This window comes from Guptibacillus algicola, from assembly GCF_020171805.1.
Taxonomy (GTDB): Bacteria; Bacillota; Bacilli; order Bacillales; family Guptibacillaceae; genus Guptibacillus; species Guptibacillus algicola.
The window spans coordinates 287,690-304,072 of record NZ_JAIVAF010000004.1 but is presented as its reverse complement, the minus strand read 5'-3'; the positions used below and the strand labels follow the sequence as shown (position 1 = coordinate 304,072).

The following is a 16,383-nucleotide window of genomic DNA, read 5'->3' as shown; positions in this document are numbered from 1 at the left end:
AAAAGCGTACATTCCAGATCATCTGGAATGTACGCTTTTTTTATTAGTTTTTGTAGTAATCGATAACGCCCTGGTAAATACCATCAGCAAGTTGTTCTCTGTAGGATTGACTTAACAAAAGTTTGTATTCTTCATTATTAGATAAGAATCCAACCTCTACAAGAACAGCCGCCATCGTCGATTCTCGCACAACAGAGAAGCTAGCATGTTTAACTCCGCGATCTCTAGCATTGGTCACTTCGATCAAGCGTTTTTGAATACTTTCTGCTAGGGCTTTACTTTCTGCAGAGCTGTATTTACTGTACCAATATGTTTCGATACCGTGAGCCGCTTCAGGACCTGAGTTTGTGTGAACACTGATGAAAGAATCAGCATCGATTTTGTTTGCCATCTTTGAACGATCACCAAGCTCGATGAAAGTATCGTCTCTTCTAGTCATAACAACGTTTGCTCCTGCTTGCTTTAACTTCTTCTCTAAGTAAGTGGAGACATCGAGGTTAATGTCTTTCTCTAGAAGATTCCCTCTGCTTGCACCAGGATCATGGTCCCCGTGTCCTGGGTCGACCACAATCGTAAGACCGTTCAATACATCACTTGTTTTCATAAGGAGATAGGCACCATGAACGTAAGCATATTGGCCACTGTATTTGATTTTCACCCAGTCACCCTCAAAGCCATAAATGGCAACTTCAGAATGTCTTGGAAGAGCTCCAATTCTTGTTCCAGCCGTAGTAGGAGCCGTTCTAACATTCAAGCTTGATGCGGTTACAACCGCAGTACCAAGAGCGACTTCTTCAGTCGCTTGCTTACTTTCGTAAGAGCCAACGACTTTTGAAGGAAGTGCTCCTTCTCCACCTAACACCTTAATGGATTTTGCATTGCTCTTTAAGTAAGATTCAACTTCTGAGACAACAGTAGAATGGTGAGATAACACGATAGGAGCGGAAAGCTTTTTGGATAATCCAGATGCCGCAACAGCATCGGGATAATCTTCTCTATCGTTTTGAGTTGATGTCCCTCTCACCACTAAATAGGAAGAGCTTGATGAAAAGAATGCTTTATTGATTGCAAGGTTCGTTTGAAAGCGGTCATCTCCATACAAACGAGTAACGCTTTTGCCCTGCTGTTCTAAAGATGTCTTTACGGAATTTGTTAGCACAGATTCTCCACCGACCAAATAAACTTTTTTGATGCTTGATGGAAGAGAAGGCGTTTTTGTTTTTGTAGTTAAGTAGATCGGGTACTGTTTGATTGCAGCTACACTTGATGCTGATAAGGCATCAGCAACCGTTTGTCCGTTTACAACGATGGCTGTGGTGGAATTATCAAGCCCTGCTGCTTTATTGATTGCTTCTGCAGTACTGAAGCGATTCGATCCTTCTAAGCGAGTGACAGAATAGCGTTGTTTTAAATTATTTTCTATTCCAGAACTGATTGCAGCAGTTCCACCTAGAATATAAACTTTCTTTGCATTCAGACGATCCATTTCTTTTTCTACTCGATCGTCAAGATGCGTTGGGTTTGTGAGTAGGATTGGAGCTTGTTTTACTCCAACTAACCCTGAGCTTGCCAGTGCGTCGTATGGCATATCTGCTCGTGTAAGAATGACTGCCTTTTCAGATGTTGTAAGTTGAGTTGGCCAGGATTTCTTTGATACCTCAATAGCTGTACTGATTCGGTCTTGCCCGCTGATTCGATCCATATTACCGTTAGCCGATGTTTCACTTGGTAGAGAAATACCAACGAGCAGTGCGATGACCGCTAGAAATAGAATAATACGCTTTTGCAACATAATTCCCCCTAATTTATTCCTTTTCCCATTGAGCAAGTGACGATGGTGATGACAGTATGTAAACCGATCCCCCTTTTCTTCGTAAAACTGTAGCGATGTATTGCCATAATGTTTATATCGGTGGGAGATTTAAGGGTTTTTAGTAGACCATTGTACTAATTACGAGTTTTTTATCGAATTTTGTTTGTAGTAAAATGGGTTTGAAGGATTGACTAAATATTTTTAATTCTTTAAACTGAGTTCAATACCTAACGGAGGGAATGGTTAAGGAGCGATGAAAAACTAATCTTATTTATCTAGATCACTTTCGAATATTGAAATTGATAATCTGGAGAATAGGATTAGTCTGCCCTTTTTTACCATTCGTTTGGTTTTGGCATGCTTATTTAGCAATGCTTAACCATGTATTGAACGTATGTGAATAGGTCTGACATGCCTCTCCAGAATTGGGGAGTTTTTTAATTCCCTTATAAATTAGGGGGCGTTATGATGAATAATGTAATATCAGTAAGGAATTTGAAGAAGGCATTTGAAGAAAAAATTTTATTTGAGGAAGTAAACCTTGATATTCAACATGGTGAGAGAATTGGAATCGTTGGAGCGAATGGAACAGGCAAAACTTCTCTTGCGAATATACTGACTGGGTATACCGACCAGGACACAGGGTCAATTGATGTGATGGGTTCAGTTGGTTATTTGCAACAATCAACAGAGATGAATGGTGCAGATGAACAAATTGCGGTCGAGGGAGAATTTCTGAAGAGAACGAAGGAATTAGGTATGCTAACTGATTGCACAGGAAGCGAAAGTTATTTGAGTGGTGGAGAAAAGCTGAAAATCTCTCTTGCAAAAATATGGACATCACAGCCTGACATCCTCTTGTTGGATGAACCGACAAATCACTTGGATTTGAAGGGGATCGATTGGCTTATTAGTGAATTATCTTCTTTCAAAGGAGCGGTCCTCATCATCTCACATGACCGTTACTTTTTAGATCAAACAGTAGATAGGATTTTAGAAATAGAAGAGAAACAGATTCATGAATACGTTGGAAACTATTCTGACTATCGAGCTGAGAAGAAGCGAAGGTACGATTCGAAGCTTCATCATTTTCAGGTTCAGGAAAATGAACGGAAAAGAATTGAGAAGCATTTAGCATCGTTAGAGAATTGGTCAGAAAAGGCACATAATCAGTCTACAAAGCAAGAAGGAAAGAAAGAATACTATCGAATGAAAGCCAAGAAGATGGATAAACAAGTGAAATCTACTAGGAAACGGCTCGAAAAGAAACTTGAGGAAAGTGGGATAGAGCGACCAAAGGACGAGAAAAAGGTTCACTTTCAATTTCAAGAGGATGTAGGTCACGGGAAAAGAATCATCGAAGCGAGCGATCTAGCCATGAAATTTAGCGCTCGGACGCTTTTCGAGAGAACCTCTTTCTATATAAAAAAAGGAGAACGAGTTGGAATCATTGGTGAAAATGGAAGCGGAAAAACAACTCTGTTACGGCTCTTTGTTGGAGAGAAGAATCCTTCAGAAGGAGAATTATGGCGAAGCCCTTCGTTATCAGTTGGCTATCTCTCTCAAGATGTTCATGATTTACCTGAAGAACAGAATGCGATAGAAGCTTTAGGCTATACCACAAGGGACGACGTTTATCAGGCGAAAACGATTCTAGCGTCTATGGGGCTTGAGCGGACGAGGCAAGTTATTCCGATAAGAATGCTGAGTCTTGGCGAGAGAACGAAAATAAAGCTAACGGGTATATTGATGAGCAAACATGATGTATTAATTTTAGATGAGCCAACCAATCATCTGGATCTACCTTCAAGAGAAGCGTTTGAGGAAACGATAATGCAATTTTCGGGAACAGTGATCGTGGTATCTCATGATTACTATTTCATGGACAAGATTTGTAATCGTCTGATCGTCCATGATGAGAAAAGGTTTCGAAGAGTTGAATTGAGGTTATCGGAATACGAAACAAAGAAAAAAAGCACAACTGATCCTACGACTGAGGATCAGAGGATGCTTATAGAAAATAGTATATCGGCTATTATTAGTGAAATCAGTGTATTGCCTCCCGGTGACCCGAAAATAAAAGAGTTAGATGCTACACTAGCGAGGTTGATGAAGAAAAAAAGAGAGATTTAGACATCTTCCACAGCGTAGAACCTATCGATTGAATAGAGGTCAGCTTTAGGATTGTCACGGAGAAGCAGGAAGCCTTCCCGGTGAGCTTCTTCGAAATTATCATATTCATCCTCGGATTTGTAAATTTCTCGACGGCTTTCGTTATATAACGTAATAGAGTAATATTCTTTTATTTCCATCTTCCTCATCTCCTTCCTATTTGTTATTACTAGTTTTATTCAAATCTAGTAATGTTTATACTAGTTAAATAATGAAAGATCGTATTTTATCTAGCTGGGTATACTAAAGAGCATAGAAAAGGAAAATAGCAAGGAGGATACCAAAATGCACGTAGGTACGATTTCAGAGATTACCCGTCATCCTGTCAAGTCGATGCGAGGACAAAAGGTGAATGAAACGAAAGTGATGAACTACGGCTTGTATGGTGATAGAAGTCATGCTCTTCTTGATGAAAACGAATCTTTCTTGACGATTACGCAATTTCCTGACATGGTCACATACAGAGCGTCCTTCGAGGAACCGGATTCGCTTGAATCGTTCCCTGAGCCAAAGGTAACGACTATGTCAGGACATACCTATAAATGGTCTGATGAGGAGTGGCTTGAAGAAATCGAAAGACGATCTTCCAAAAAGCTTACACGCATTTCTTATCATCCAGAACATGTGCCGTTCGGAGCAATCGAGGAGGCGAATCTCTTATTGGTCACTGACGCTTCTCTTCAAGCGTTGTCTGAATCATATGGAAGTAGTGTCGACGATCGGAGGTTTCGTCCTAATCTGCAAGTTTCATTAACGAATCAAGAAGCGTTTGTGGAACAGGACTGGGTAGGTAAGACTCTCCAAATTGGAGACAATGTCAAAGTTGATGTCACAGGTCCATGTGAACGATGCATGATTATTACGGTGGACCCTGAAAGTGGCTCAAGGCAACCAGATTTACTAAAAAAAGTTGTGAAAGACCATCGTAATCAGTTTGGCATCTATTTACGGGTTATTGAGACGGGCTTGATAAAAGTTGGGGATGAAGTTCACGTGATAGATCGTCGATAGCTGGTCGTATTTTGCTAGTAGAAAGAAGGAATAACTTGAAGAATTTCGTATTATACGGTGGGCTGCTTTTACTCATGGTCATATGGGGATTTAACGTCGTTGCGATTAAATTACTGGTTAATACGTTTACCCCAGTAATGATGCAATCGATACGAATTTTCGCAGCTGGATTAGTCGTTCTCGCAGTCGTTATTATCGGTAAAGACATTCGAAAGATTTCTCGAAAAGAAGCAGCATATATAGGTGGAGGTGCGATTACTGGAGTCGTTTGCCACCATTCCTTTCTTGCGGTAGGGCTCACGAGCACAACCGCTTCGAATGCGGGTCTTATATTGGGACTAGTTCCCTTAATGACCGCTCTGTTTGCAGTACTGTTCTTGAAAGACAAGATGACGTTTTCAAAAGGTGCTGGTATATTAATCGCTCTCGTCGGTGTTTCATTTGTCGTGTTGAGCGGTCAATCCGAGACAGGCTCTGTGTCGATGGGAGACTTATTCGTCTTTTTATCAGTGGTTGCACAGGCAATCAGCTTCATTTTTATCAAAAAAGGAACAGAAACGATTGCGTCTCGCCTCATGACAGGATGGATGCTTCTACTAGGTTCCTCAACGTTATTTATGATAGGGTACGTCATTGAACCAAGTGGTTTGAATAGCCTTACACAATCGGAGTGGCCAATATGGAGTGTTTTCGCTGCCTCAGCAATTCTTGCTACAGGGTTAGGGCATATGTTTTATAACAAAGCGATTTCTCATATAGGGCCGGGTGAAGTAGCGATATTTAATAATCTAACTCCGTTTTTTGCTTTGATTGGGTCAGCGATTTTCTTAGGTGAGAAGATCGGTCTCCCGCAGATTTTAGGTTTCGTACTCATCGTATGTGGTGTCATGTTAGGAAATGGAACGGTTCAATACGTCATGAGAAGAAGAGAACAGGCGTATTCTAGTCTGAAAGGATAATATTTCTAGTCAATCTGACGTTAGGTCAGACTCATAACCGGGTACGAGCAGTAATGAAGCCCCGTCCCATGGATGGGCTGCTTCGATTTCCACACAGGAGGGAACCCATCCATGGGATGGGCTCCCATTTTTTTTGCCGCCGCAGGCTGTCATATACTGTCAGAATTTTCTGTGGTAAACTAGTAGGTGCGTTAATACGGAATTGCAGAGGGGGAGACAGATTGAGTACTTTTTATGTAGAACGGTTTGATTTTACAAAGCCCGACCAATTAGAAGAACGTTTTGAAAAGCTATTACAAGAAAATATAGCTTCAGTAGATGAGCTTGAGAAATGGGTATTGCGTCTGTCAACGTTGATGGATGAAATAGCTGAGGGATTGAATGGCCATTATATTGATTTCCAATGCTATAGTAGCAGTGAAGAAGCGAAAAAGAAAATTGAATATGATCAAGAATACATAGAACCGATCATCAAACGATATGAAGGGCTTTTCGATAAGAAATTTCAAGACTCCCCTTATCGGTTGGAGCTTGATCAAGATTACTATAAGCAGTTTCTATTGAGTAAGGAAAATGCGATTGAGCTTTTCAACGAAAAGAATATTGATCTTGAAATTGAAGAAGATAAGCTAGTTAATCAATACTTTGAGCACACAGGCTCCCTTTCTTTCATGTATGAAGGTGAAGAAAAAACGCTGAGTGAGATGGGACTTTTCCTGCAAGAATCGGATAGAGAAGTCCGTAAAACAGCTATGAATGAGATCTATACAACACTGTTAACAAAGAAAAACGATTTGCAAGACATTATGGATCAGTTGATTCAGCTTCGTCAACGTAAAGCGGAAAATGTGAATTTAGAGAACTACCGTGATTATATGTTCAAGCGTTACGAGCGATTTGATTATACGCCAGATGATTGCAAGGATTTGGCGGAAGCAGTAAGAAAGCATGTTGTACCTCTAAAAGAAGAGCTACAAAAAGAACATCAGAACGAGCTTGGTATTAGTGACTACAAGCCATGGGATATGAAAGCTGTACCCCTAGGAAAGAAACCTCTAAAGCCTTTTGATCGTACAGATGAACTCGTAAAAGGGACATCTGAGATCTTCATGAAGCTTTCGAACCGTTTCTCTGAGCTTTTGTTAGAGATGAATGAAAAAAGCGCGTTAGATTTAGAAAGTCGAAAAGGAAAAGCGCAAGGAGGATTCTGCGAATACCTTCCTGTTTCCGAGCTGTCGTTCATTTTCATGAATATCACGAGCTCTCAGGATGATTTTGTAACCCTTCTTCATGAGATGGGGCACTGTATTCACAATGACTTTAAGCGTAACCAGATGCTATCAAACTATCGTGATACGCCGATGGAGTCATCTGAACTTGCTAGTATGACGATGGAACTACTAACAATGGATTATTGGGATATCATGTATAAAGATAGCGATGAGTTACTTCGTGCGAAAAAGGAGCAATTGGAAGGAATCATTCATTTCTTACCAAGCGGAATCGTTATCGATCAGTTCCAACACTGGATGTATGAAAATCCTAATCATACAATGGAAGAGCGTAACAATAAGTTTATGGAGATTTCTGAGACCTATGATTCTTCATTCGTGGATCGAAGTGATGAAGAAGAATGGATTAAAAATAAATGGTTGATGACGTTACATATTTTTGAAGTGCCGTTTTATTATATCGAGTATGTGATCGCACAGCTTGGGGCTATTCAGATGTACCGTCAATACCGAGAAAATCCAGAAGAAACGTTAAAGAATTACAATCGTGCGTTATCCCTTGGTAGTTCTGTATCTTTATCAGAAGTATATGAAGCTGCTGGAATTAGCTTTGACTTCTCGGAATCGATGATAGAAGGGTTAATGGAGTTTGTTTCAGATGAATTAAAGGATCTAAAAGCATAAGTGCCTGAGCCCCTCAATGGAGGGGCTTTCTCATGTCTCAGAATCGATCGTCCAGATATTGCATGTTGGACATTGAATGATTTCAAACCTTTCCTCTTTCAGTTCATTCATCCAATCTTCCCATGATTCATGTTCTGGATTGATTTCTAAGGTCTTAACCGTTTGAAGTTCTTCACCATCCGAATTTGTACACGTGCATTCTACGATGGCCATTTGTGAATCTTGGAATTCTTCTTCTTTCGTGTTTTGTACAGACCAGTTCATTAACCTGGTGTCTGTCCTATTACGTTTTTTGTAGTCTTTTTCTTTTAACATTCGATCGCCTCCTTCTTCTATTACAGTGATACCCTATATTACTCAAAAAAAATCTTCCGATCTATAGGTTCCTTACCCTGTATGATATATACTGACAGCATAATAGAAAAAGATAGGAGAGTTGGATGGAGACGATACAAGCAACGTTGTTATCGATGGTCGTTGTACATAACGAAAAAACTGATGAAATCCTATTATTAAATCGTCCTGCAAAAGCAGGCTTTCCAGGTTATATTGGAGCAGGTGGAAAGATTGAGATGACTGAAAGCTTCGCTGAAGGTGCGGCGAGGGAGTTGTTTGAAGAAACAGGTTTGGTCGTTAGCGAATCAGATCTGATCTTTAAAGGGGTAGACGAATTCATTATTCAAGAGGATAAATACAGATATATTGTCTTCAATTATTTAGTGAAAACGTACTCGGGTGAATTACTACTTGATCCTCCTGAAGGAGAATTAAAATGGGTCTCACGACATAAGGTGATGGATCTTCCTATGCAAAGTTGGTTTAAACGGAGGCTGCCAAAGTTTTTTGAGGAAGGGACGTTCGAGGTTTCTGTTGAATATGAGAAGGATAATCATTTGCCAGTAAAAGAAACGATCCGAAATCTTAAATGATGAAAGGGCAGAGAACATGATTATAAGACAAGATGAAGCGAGTCAAGAAGTGAAAGATAAACTGATTCAATATAATATGTCCAAGCTCCCAGACTCTGTAAAGACACCACTAGAGTCGGTTACGTTTGTTAGTCGTAAAGGGGATGACCTCGTTGGAGGGATTACTGGTACGATGTTCTGGCGTAATCTTCACATCGATTTTTTGTGGGTAGACGAACGGGAGAGAGGTAGTGGTCTTGGGCGAGAGTTATTACGGAAAATAGAATCTTACGCGAAAGAAAAAGGCTGTCATTTAATGTTATTAGATACATTCAGCTTTCAGGCTCCAGGATTTTATTTACGCGAAGGGTTTGAAGTATGCGGAAAAGTAGACAATCATCCAGAAGGTCACACCTTATATTATTTACTTAAAAGACTGACTTAAAAGGAGTGAAGATATGACATCTATTAAACTAAGAGAGTTCCGTTCTGAAGATTGGGAAGCTGTTCATCAATACGCCTCACTTGATGAAGTGTGCAAGTACCAGCCATGGGGACCTAATTCTGTTGCTGATTCGAAGGCTTATGTAGATGACATCATCGTCGCATCCAAGAAAACACCAAGAACGCGCTTTGCCTATGCCATAACAAATAAGAATAAGGTCATCGGTGCTTGTGAAGTGAATGTTCGTGATCCTCATATGCGCACTGGTGAACTCTCCTATATTCTTACCCCGGAATGGTGGGGGAAAGGAATCGCTACTGAAGTAGCAAACATGCTTTTAACTTTCTCATTCAAAAATCTTGGCCTTCACCAGGTAACTGGTACTTGTGACGAGAGGAATATTGGCTCTAGTAGAGTGCTAGAAAAGATTGGGATGAGCCAAGAAAGTGTGATTGAAAACCACCTCCTTATTCGTGATGGGTGGAGAAATTCCCTTATATACGCATTCTCAGTTGATGAATGGACGCGCGAACATTAAGCGTGGTTTCGTTTCTTCCACACTAATAATAGGCAATAGCAAACTAGGAAGAAGGCAGCGCCTAGACTTAGAGGTAGTGTATAAATCTTCGCTGCTGTGTGAATGTGTTGCCAGTTCTTACCGAGCTTTAAACCGATATATAGAAACAATATGGACCAAGGGACCATTGCGAGCATGGTATAAAGTGTAAAGCGAACGAGAGACATTTTTGCAATGCCAGCTGGAATGGAAATCGCGTGTCTTACAACAGGAATAAATCGAGCGGTGAAAATCACGCTAACACCGTTCTGTTCGAACCATCTCTCTGCAAGGTCCATATGCCTCTTTGAAATGAATATGTATTTCCCATACTTCTCTAGAAAGGAACGGCCACCATATCTTCCTAACCAGTATAAGAAAAGCTGAGCGAGCGTTCCTCCAATAATTCCAGCAACGACAGCCCCAGTAAAATGAATATGTCCTTTAGACACCATATATCCGCCGTATGCTAGGACGAGTTCGCTCGGAATCACTTCAACCATCAAAGCAATTGCGATCCCAGGATAGCCTAGCGTAAGCAACCAACTCAAACATTGAACGATAAACGATTCCAATCGAATCCTCTCCTTTTTACCTTCAGACCCCTGTCCTTATTTGTATTTTAGGAGATGAGCAGTTATTCTACTAATTGAGTCGTGATCCTCATAAAGAATAAGGGTAGGACGAATTATATATTGCCCGGGTTCTATGCAATCCGGGTACTGTTCGTTCTCATCGAGAATGACAATAAAGTAGAGAGGTGAAATGTTAGGATGTTAACATCCATGAAGAAGTTTCTAGGTACGTTAGATCAACCCCTTGAAGCAAAAACAGGTAAGGAAAAAGCACTAACAGTACTCTCAATAATAGGATTTATTTTACTTTTATACGCAGTAGCTTTTTCTCCTTTTTTGTTTAGATTATTTCTCACATGCCTTAGCGTAGGTGTGTCGTTATATGTTGTGAAGAAGATTCAAGATTTTGATCGCGTACTTAAAGGGAAAGAAAGCGGCGAAGAGGACGTTGTTCCAGAAGCTCAGCTTTCTTTCGATTGGCAGCGTTCAGAACGTGATGACACTGCGGAAGCAGAGAAGGAACTTGAATTAGAAAGAATCAATAGTGACAAAACGCAGCTCTTCGAAGAACTTCTCACAAAAGCTGATTTAGATGAGCTAGAAAAAGCGACGTACCGTGAACAATTAAGGCAAAAAGAAACCGACAGCAACCGTATTAAACAGGAACTTCTAGTCCTAAAAGACAAAATTCAGCAAGTGGTGAATGAGAAGAAAAACTTGTTTATTAAAGAAACACCCGATATGAAGCTTGTTGCAGAATTAATCGGTGTGCATGATATCGAATCTAGCTCTTTCCTTGAGTTAAATGCAAGGTTACAAGAGATCTCACAAGAAATTCCTCAGCAAAAAAGAGAAACACTGCAAGAGCATGAAATGGTTAACGAAGATTTTGAGTTAACGAGGTTAGGGTATAAAGAGCTTATGAAGGAAGTAAGAAAGCTCGAGAAAAAACCGAAGTATCAGATTAATGATGAGAAACCTGTCCAATAATGGGCAGGTTTTTTTCGTTTCAGAGAAAAAGAGTAGACCAATTAATAAAATACACTCTATTATATAGGAGTTTGTCCCTTTCAGATTCTCGCTCGTTACATACAGTAAACTATATTGATTAAAAGCAAGGGCGTGAAAAAAGATGATTGAACCACATGGAGGGAAATTGATAAACCGGTATGAACCAGACTTTGATCATCGTTCACTTACACTAGAAGTCGAATTAGACGGAGTGTCTCTTTCGAACTTGTACTGTATTGGCATCGGAGCGTTCAGTCCTCTGCATGGGTTTATGGGCCGTGATGATTATATGAGTGTGCTAGAGAAAATGAAATTAAAAGACGGCACGGTGTGGAGTCTACCGATTGTTCTTCCAATAAGAAAAGAACTAAAAAAAGAGCTTTCTAATGGAGCGAGAGTGAAGCTTATTCATGGTGAGCAGGTTTACGGAGTGCTGGAGGTTGAAGAGACGTATGAGGTGAATCTTGAACTTGAAGCGCAAGCTGTCTATAACACTCGTGATGAGAACCATCCTGGCGTAGCTCGACTCATGAAACAGTCAAACATATACGTAAGTGGACCAGTCACTCTTACGAAGTTGCCAGAGCTTCAATTCACGAACTATCAGCTAACACCTGCTGAGGTTAGGTCGAAAATTACAGAGTTAGGATGGTCCACAGTTGTCGGGTTTCAAACGAGGAATCCTGTTCATCGGGCACATGAGTATATTCAAAAATGTGCACTAGAGATGGTAGATGGGTTACTTCTACATCCGTTAGTTGGGGAAACGAAGGCGGGCGACGTGCCAGCTGATCTGCGTATGAAGAGCTATGAAGTTCTCTTGAACAACTATTATCCATCGGATCGGACACTGCTTTCTTGTTTTCCTGCAGCTATGCGATACGCAGGACCAAAAGAAGCTGTCTTTCATGCGATTGTTCGTAAGAATTACGGATGCTCACATTTTATCGTAGGTCGGGATCATGCGGGAGTTGGCGACTATTACGGAACATATGAAGCACAAGAGATCTTTCGCAACTTCACAAAAGAAGAAATAGGGATCGAGCTGCTTTTCTTTGAACATGCCTTTTATTGTAACGTTTGTTGTGCGATTGCAACCTATAAAACATGCCCACACGAGGATAGCGACAAACTCATTCTCTCAGGTACAAAAGTAAGAGAAATGTTACGAAAAGGGAAGACGCCTCCCCCTGAGTTTAGTAGACGGGAAGTCATTGATGTACTTATAGAAGGAATGAAAGATTCTTGATGATAATGACATCTGGTCACCAGAGAGGAGGGTAAGGATGGATAAACATATTCATTGGCAAAGTCATTCCATACAAAAGAAAGATCGTCAGCTTTTGCATGAGCATAAAAGTTATATTGTATGGTTCACTGGGCTTTCAGGCTCTGGGAAGTCAACGATCGCTAATGAACTAGAAAAAGCTTTGCATTCAAGAGGGCTTTCGACATTCCTATTAGATGGAGATAATTTACGACACGGTTTAAATGCCGATTTAGGATTCCAGGAAGATGACCGCAAAGAGAACATAAGGCGTGTTGGTGAAGTTGCGAAACTTTTTGTTGAAAGCGGCACAGTTGTTCTAACCGCATTCATTTCGCCTTACAATAGTGACAGAGAAATGGTTAGAAATCTTGTAGGAGCGGATGAATTTATTGAAGTGTATATCGATTGCCCGTTAGAAGAATGTGAGAAAAGAGATCCAAAAGGCCTTTATGAAAAGGTTCGAACCGGGGAAATTAAAGAGTTCACCGGTATAAGTGCTCCATACGAAGCGCCGCAATCACCTGACGTGACGCTATATACAGCAATCTATAGTGTTCCAGACTGTGTGCATCAATTAGTGAATTACTTACGTTCGAAAGGATTATTAGCGCAGTAAGCGAAATAAATCATAGAGAAGAGCTTAAAACGCATGGTCACATGCGTTTTTGTTGTGTTGCATGTTAGTTTTGTTTAGAGGATCGCTAAGGTAAAGTAGAGATAAAAGCTAGGCTGAAAGGGGAAAGAGAATGAGTAGATGTGGATGGGTATCAGATGAAAAGATCTATATCGAATACCACGATTTTGAGTGGGGAATTCCAGTTTATGACGACAAGAAACTTTTTGAAATGCTGATCTTGGAAGGGGCTCAGGCGGGTTTGAGCTGGATCACGATCTTGAAGCGCCGTGAAAACTACCGAGAAGCTTTTGATCATTTCGATGTAGAAAAAGTTGCTTGCTATGATGAAGACAAGATTCAAGAGTTGTTAGCAAACGAAGGGATTATTCGAAACAAGCTGAAAGTTCGAGGTGCAGTGAAAAATGCGAACGCATTTCTTCGCATACAAAAGGAGTTTGGAAGCTTCTCATCTTACATTTGGAAGTACGTAGATAATGAGCCGGTCATCAACAGGTGGCGTTCGACTGAAGAAGTTCCTGCGCAGTCAGAATTAAGTAAATCAATCAGCAAGGATTTGAAGAAACGAGGATTTACATTTGTAGGTCCAGTCATCATTTATAGCTTCATGCAGGCTGTAGGGTTATTGAATGATCATACTACGAACTGTTTTCGCCATCCGGATCAGAAATAGATTGGAGCAATCATAATGCTTTTGAAAAAAATAATCTGCACAGTACGAAGTGGTCAGGAAGAAACATTTTCAATTGGTCAAGAACAGTGGAAAGCGATTGAGAACTGTCCTGGATTCATCGCTCAAATTGGAGGGTGGGTAAAGGGTCGTGAGAACGTAGCGATGATTGCGGCTGCTTGGGATGATCTTCCTTCCTACAAAGAATTCATGGAGAACGCCCACGACCCCATCTATGAACGCACTGGTCAAGAAGGTACGATCGAGAAGATCGAAGTACGCTTAGATGATAGTGACGGTCAAGGAGAGACAATATTGAACGAGTGGCTCAAATCACAAAACGTGAGTCTTGAACAAGAGTGGTCTATTGGTACATAAAATCTTGCTGTGAATGTTAGCAAGATAAAAGAAGAATGAACACCTCCTATTCACTATGCTGAAGAAGGAGGTGTTCGTTTGTATAAAGCTGTTTTTCTAAATAAGACGATTCGATATTATCTGCTAGGTGGAGGGATTTCAAAATTAGGTGATGTTCTCTCAGGAATGGCTTTCTTGTTTCTTGCCTATGACTTAACTGGCTCGAAAGCGTTAACGACAGGAATGGCCATAGCTGAAACAGTACCATACCTTATTTTCGGTTTGGTAGGGGGAGTGATTGCTGATTGGGTGCAAAAGAAAAGGATGTTGATCCTTCTAGATTTACTGAGGATACCACTTGTGGGGTCAGTTGTCCTTCTTTACTACCTGGACGGATTGAATTATCTCTACTTACTTTCGATTAGTTTCCTGATTCAAACGATCGGTTGCTTTTTTAACCCTGCTCATCGTGCACTACTTCCGCTTATCACAGAAGAAGATCAGAGGACAGTCGTGAATAGTTTAAATGATACTCTCGGGAGAGGCGTAACAGTACTAAGTCCGTTTATTGCGATATGGCTTCTTTCTTCTTACGGGGCTGTGCATTTCTTTACGATCGATGCGTTAACTTATGCAATTAGCTCATTTTGTTTAATGAAAGTGAATGTAACGGAAGTGAAGAATGCTAGTGTGAAATCAGTAAAAAAGGCAATTCGTGCGATAGGTGCTTTTAGTAAGTGGGCTAGTAAGCATGCGTCTATTCGCAACTTGTTTTTGTTTACTTTTATGATCGTTTTTCTGAATACATGGGTGTGGGAAGTTGGACTGTTACTTGCATTATCAGAAATGACAACGAAAAGCGAAGAAGTATTTAGTATGATTCAAGGTGTCTTTGGTGCAACTGTCATTATTGCTAATAGTGTTATTCCGTTTCTGTTTAAAAGGATGAATCTAGGTACATACATGATCGGTTCATTCATCTGGGGAGGAGGCGTGCTCTACTACGGGGTCTTATATGGAGTCGAGCATTTCTTAATCGGAGCTATTCTAGTTGGAATTGGTATTCCAATCGCTGGGTTAGCTCGGGTCTATATCCTCCAAACAATCGTTCCAGAAGAGATGCTTGGGAGAGGATTTAGTACGAACGCTGTTCTCCTGTATCTCGCTAACACGCTCTCACTTGCATTGTTTGGGGTTCTTGCAGCGTTTGTCCCTATCCAATCGCTCATGATAGGGAGTGGCTGTCTAATGGTTGCTGCAAGTGTTGGCTATTTAGTTACGGTTAAGGCGAAAGTGAGATGGCGTTCGTCCATACAGCTTTTTAAATAATTTATTATAGGAGGAAAGGTTCGTAAAGCCTGAATCCAAGGCGATCTGTAAGATCGAATCATCTGAGTGATAGAGTGCATCCTGGCTCCGGATGATTCGGTATAGCTGTAACCAAGAATAAGGTGCAATCCCATAAGTTTCTTTAAACACGTGGGCAAATTGATATTTTGATAAATTACATAGTGCAGCGAGTTCAGCTAGTGACCAGTTCGCTGAATAATCGTCTCTAATCGCCTCGATCGCCCTACTAAGTGAAGGTGAAGAGTGGTATGAAAGTTTCGTTTGATGTGAACCTGGACCGTGTTTCATGAGTAAAAGAACAAGTTGAGGAACGCTATGTTCAAGGAAATACGTTGCTTCATCTGCAGTAGCATCCTGTATCGCCTCTCTTACAAACGATGCCCACCGTTGGATTTGAGGATGATAATAGTTTATTCCGGCAAATTCAGGTGGGTTTTTCTCCGTGTAAAGGTCCTGGGTAACGTTCCGAAAAAGAGATTCATCGAGCTCGATCAAGAACTTCTCATCTGTAACCTCTAGCTGCTGATGGGGTTCGTTAGGATTAAGGAGATAGAACTGTCCTTTATTGATCGAAACGTCACCTCTTTGAGTCGCATAGCGACCTTTACCTTTAGGCGAATAGATAAACTTATAGCAGTTATCACTACGCCAATTTCGTTCATGAAGTAAATTGTTTCGTAGCAGTAGAATTCCGTGCTCGTATGGGGTAATCATCGTTATACTCCTTTATGTATAA

At 40.7% G+C, this 16,383-nt stretch carries 18 protein-coding genes; 13 read left to right on the top strand and 5 right to left on the bottom strand.

Annotated features, from left to right (window positions below; translation table 11 throughout):
• Positions 1 to 43 precede the first annotated feature (43 nt).
• Positions 44 to 1,792, bottom strand: a complete 1,749-nt coding sequence (locus tag LCM09_RS15625) for an N-acetylmuramoyl-L-alanine amidase (RefSeq protein ID WP_224883824.1) — start codon at positions 1,790 to 1,792, stop codon at positions 44 to 46.
• Positions 1,793 to 2,278: 486 nt separating this feature from the next.
• On the opposite strand from LCM09_RS15625, the gene abc-f reads away from it, so the two are divergent.
• On the top strand, positions 2,279 to 3,946 hold the full coding sequence (gene abc-f / locus LCM09_RS15620; protein ID WP_224883822.1) for a ribosomal protection-like ABC-F family protein: 1,668 nt from the start codon (positions 2,279 to 2,281) through the stop codon (positions 3,944 to 3,946).
• On the opposite strand, the gene LCM09_RS15615 is transcribed toward abc-f, so the two are convergent.
• The gene (locus tag LCM09_RS15615; protein WP_224883820.1) at positions 3,943 to 4,125 is read right to left on the bottom strand and encodes a hypothetical protein; all 183 of its coding nucleotides are present in this window, start codon (positions 4,123 to 4,125) and stop codon (positions 3,943 to 3,945) included. The two genes, abc-f and LCM09_RS15615, sit on opposite strands and share 4 nt — an antisense overlap.
• Positions 4,126 to 4,270: 145 nt before the next feature.
• Between LCM09_RS15615 and LCM09_RS15610 the strand changes: the two genes are divergently transcribed.
• From LCM09_RS15610 to LCM09_RS15600, 3 genes are all read left to right on the top strand, one after another.
• Positions 4,271 to 4,996: an MOSC domain-containing protein gene (locus tag LCM09_RS15610; RefSeq protein WP_224883818.1), complete on the top strand. Its 726-nt coding sequence runs from the start codon at positions 4,271 to 4,273 to the stop codon at positions 4,994 to 4,996.
• A gap of 35 nt (positions 4,997 to 5,031) precedes the next feature.
• Positions 5,032 to 5,955 (top strand): DMT family transporter, encoded by a 924-nt coding sequence (locus LCM09_RS15605; protein WP_224883816.1) that lies wholly within the window; start codon positions 5,032 to 5,034, stop codon positions 5,953 to 5,955.
• 221 nt (positions 5,956 to 6,176) lie between these two features.
• Positions 6,177 to 7,871 carry a M3 family oligoendopeptidase gene (locus LCM09_RS15600; RefSeq protein WP_224883814.1) on the top strand — a complete coding sequence of 565 codons (1,695 nt, stop codon included), beginning with the start codon at positions 6,177 to 6,179 and terminating at the stop codon, positions 7,869 to 7,871.
• Positions 7,872 to 7,901: 30 nt separating this feature from the next.
• Here LCM09_RS15600 and LCM09_RS15595 read toward each other — a convergent pair whose 3' ends face one another.
• On the bottom strand, positions 7,902 to 8,186 hold the full coding sequence (locus LCM09_RS15595; protein ID WP_224883812.1) for a hypothetical protein: 285 nt from the start codon (positions 8,184 to 8,186) through the stop codon (positions 7,902 to 7,904).
• Between the two features lie 125 nt (positions 8,187 to 8,311).
• Between LCM09_RS15595 and LCM09_RS15590 the strand changes: the two genes are divergently transcribed.
• From LCM09_RS15590 to LCM09_RS15580, 3 genes are read left to right on the top strand one after another with little or no spacing between them, the layout of a single operon-like run.
• On the top strand, positions 8,312 to 8,800 hold the full coding sequence (locus tag LCM09_RS15590; protein ID WP_224883810.1) for an NUDIX domain-containing protein: 489 nt from the start codon (positions 8,312 to 8,314) through the stop codon (positions 8,798 to 8,800).
• Positions 8,801 to 8,816: 16 nt separating this feature from the next.
• Positions 8,817 to 9,224 (top strand): GNAT family N-acetyltransferase, encoded by a 408-nt coding sequence (locus LCM09_RS15585; RefSeq protein ID WP_224883808.1) that lies wholly within the window; start codon positions 8,817 to 8,819, stop codon positions 9,222 to 9,224.
• A gap of 13 nt (positions 9,225 to 9,237) precedes the next feature.
• On the top strand, positions 9,238 to 9,762 hold the full coding sequence (locus LCM09_RS15580) for a GNAT family N-acetyltransferase (protein ID WP_224883800.1): 525 nt from the start codon (positions 9,238 to 9,240) through the stop codon (positions 9,760 to 9,762).
• On the opposite strand, the gene uptA is transcribed toward LCM09_RS15580, so the two are convergent.
• Positions 9,759 to 10,355, bottom strand: a complete 597-nt coding sequence (gene uptA, locus LCM09_RS15575) for an undecaprenyl phosphate transporter UptA (protein ID WP_224883798.1) — start codon at positions 10,353 to 10,355, stop codon at positions 9,759 to 9,761. The genes LCM09_RS15580 and uptA overlap by 4 nt on opposite strands.
• A gap of 210 nt (positions 10,356 to 10,565) precedes the next feature.
• Between uptA and LCM09_RS15570 the strand changes: the two genes are divergently transcribed.
• From LCM09_RS15570 to LCM09_RS15545, 6 genes are all read left to right on the top strand, one after another.
• Positions 10,566 to 11,345 (top strand): hypothetical protein, encoded by a 780-nt coding sequence (locus LCM09_RS15570; RefSeq protein ID WP_224883796.1) that lies wholly within the window; start codon positions 10,566 to 10,568, stop codon positions 11,343 to 11,345.
• Positions 11,346 to 11,487: 142 nt separating this feature from the next.
• On the top strand, positions 11,488 to 12,615 hold the full coding sequence (sat, locus tag LCM09_RS15565; protein ID WP_224883794.1) for a sulfate adenylyltransferase: 1,128 nt from the start codon (positions 11,488 to 11,490) through the stop codon (positions 12,613 to 12,615).
• Between the two features lie 37 nt (positions 12,616 to 12,652).
• Positions 12,653 to 13,252, top strand: a complete 600-nt coding sequence (gene cysC / locus LCM09_RS15560) for an adenylyl-sulfate kinase (protein WP_224883792.1) — start codon at positions 12,653 to 12,655, stop codon at positions 13,250 to 13,252.
• A gap of 130 nt (positions 13,253 to 13,382) precedes the next feature.
• The gene (locus LCM09_RS15555; protein WP_224883790.1) at positions 13,383 to 13,943 is read left to right on the top strand and encodes a DNA-3-methyladenine glycosylase I; all 561 of its coding nucleotides are present in this window, start codon (positions 13,383 to 13,385) and stop codon (positions 13,941 to 13,943) included.
• A 15-nt stretch (positions 13,944 to 13,958) separates the two neighbouring features.
• Positions 13,959 to 14,318, top strand: coding sequence for a YdbC family protein (locus tag LCM09_RS15550; protein ID WP_224883788.1), 360 nt, complete (start codon positions 13,959 to 13,961; stop codon positions 14,316 to 14,318).
• 78 nt (positions 14,319 to 14,396) lie between these two features.
• A complete protein-coding gene (locus LCM09_RS15545; protein WP_224883786.1) occupies positions 14,397 to 15,626 on the top strand; it encodes an MFS transporter in 1,230 nt (409 codons plus the stop codon).
• On the opposite strand, the gene LCM09_RS15540 is transcribed toward LCM09_RS15545, so the two are convergent.
• On the bottom strand, positions 15,570 to 16,361 hold the full coding sequence (locus LCM09_RS15540) for a helix-turn-helix domain-containing protein (RefSeq protein ID WP_224883784.1): 792 nt from the start codon (positions 16,359 to 16,361) through the stop codon (positions 15,570 to 15,572). The two genes, LCM09_RS15545 and LCM09_RS15540, sit on opposite strands and share 57 nt — an antisense overlap.
• Between the last annotated feature and the right edge of the window lie 22 nt (positions 16,362 to 16,383).

Bases quoted from the DNA above. Each gene is read 5' to 3' on its own strand.
- LCM09_RS15625 (WP_224883824.1), bottom strand. From the start codon at position 1,792: ATGTTGCAAAAGCGTATTATTCTATTTCTAGCGGTCATCGCACTGCTC.
- abc-f (WP_224883822.1), top strand. From the start codon at position 2,279: ATGATGAATAATGTAATATCAGTAAGGAATTTGAAGAAGGCATTTGAA.
- LCM09_RS15615 (WP_224883820.1), bottom strand. From the start codon at position 4,125: ATGGAAATAAAAGAATATTACTCTATTACGTTATATAACGAAAGCCGT.
- LCM09_RS15610 (WP_224883818.1), top strand. From the start codon at position 4,271: ATGCACGTAGGTACGATTTCAGAGATTACCCGTCATCCTGTCAAGTCG.
- LCM09_RS15595 (WP_224883812.1), bottom strand. From the start codon at position 8,186: ATGTTAAAAGAAAAAGACTACAAAAAACGTAATAGGACAGACACCAGG.
- LCM09_RS15590 (WP_224883810.1), top strand. From the start codon at position 8,312: ATGGAGACGATACAAGCAACGTTGTTATCGATGGTCGTTGTACATAAC.
- LCM09_RS15585 (WP_224883808.1), top strand. From the start codon at position 8,817: ATGATTATAAGACAAGATGAAGCGAGTCAAGAAGTGAAAGATAAACTG.
- LCM09_RS15580 (WP_224883800.1), top strand. From the start codon at position 9,238: ATGACATCTATTAAACTAAGAGAGTTCCGTTCTGAAGATTGGGAAGCT.
- LCM09_RS15570 (WP_224883796.1), top strand. From the start codon at position 10,566: ATGAAGAAGTTTCTAGGTACGTTAGATCAACCCCTTGAAGCAAAAACA.
- sat (WP_224883794.1), top strand. From the start codon at position 11,488: ATGATTGAACCACATGGAGGGAAATTGATAAACCGGTATGAACCAGAC.
- cysC (WP_224883792.1), top strand. From the start codon at position 12,653: ATGGATAAACATATTCATTGGCAAAGTCATTCCATACAAAAGAAAGAT.
- LCM09_RS15555 (WP_224883790.1), top strand. From the start codon at position 13,383: ATGAGTAGATGTGGATGGGTATCAGATGAAAAGATCTATATCGAATAC.
- LCM09_RS15550 (WP_224883788.1), top strand. From the start codon at position 13,959: ATGCTTTTGAAAAAAATAATCTGCACAGTACGAAGTGGTCAGGAAGAA.
- LCM09_RS15540 (WP_224883784.1), bottom strand. From the start codon at position 16,361: ATGATTACCCCATACGAGCACGGAATTCTACTGCTACGAAACAATTTA.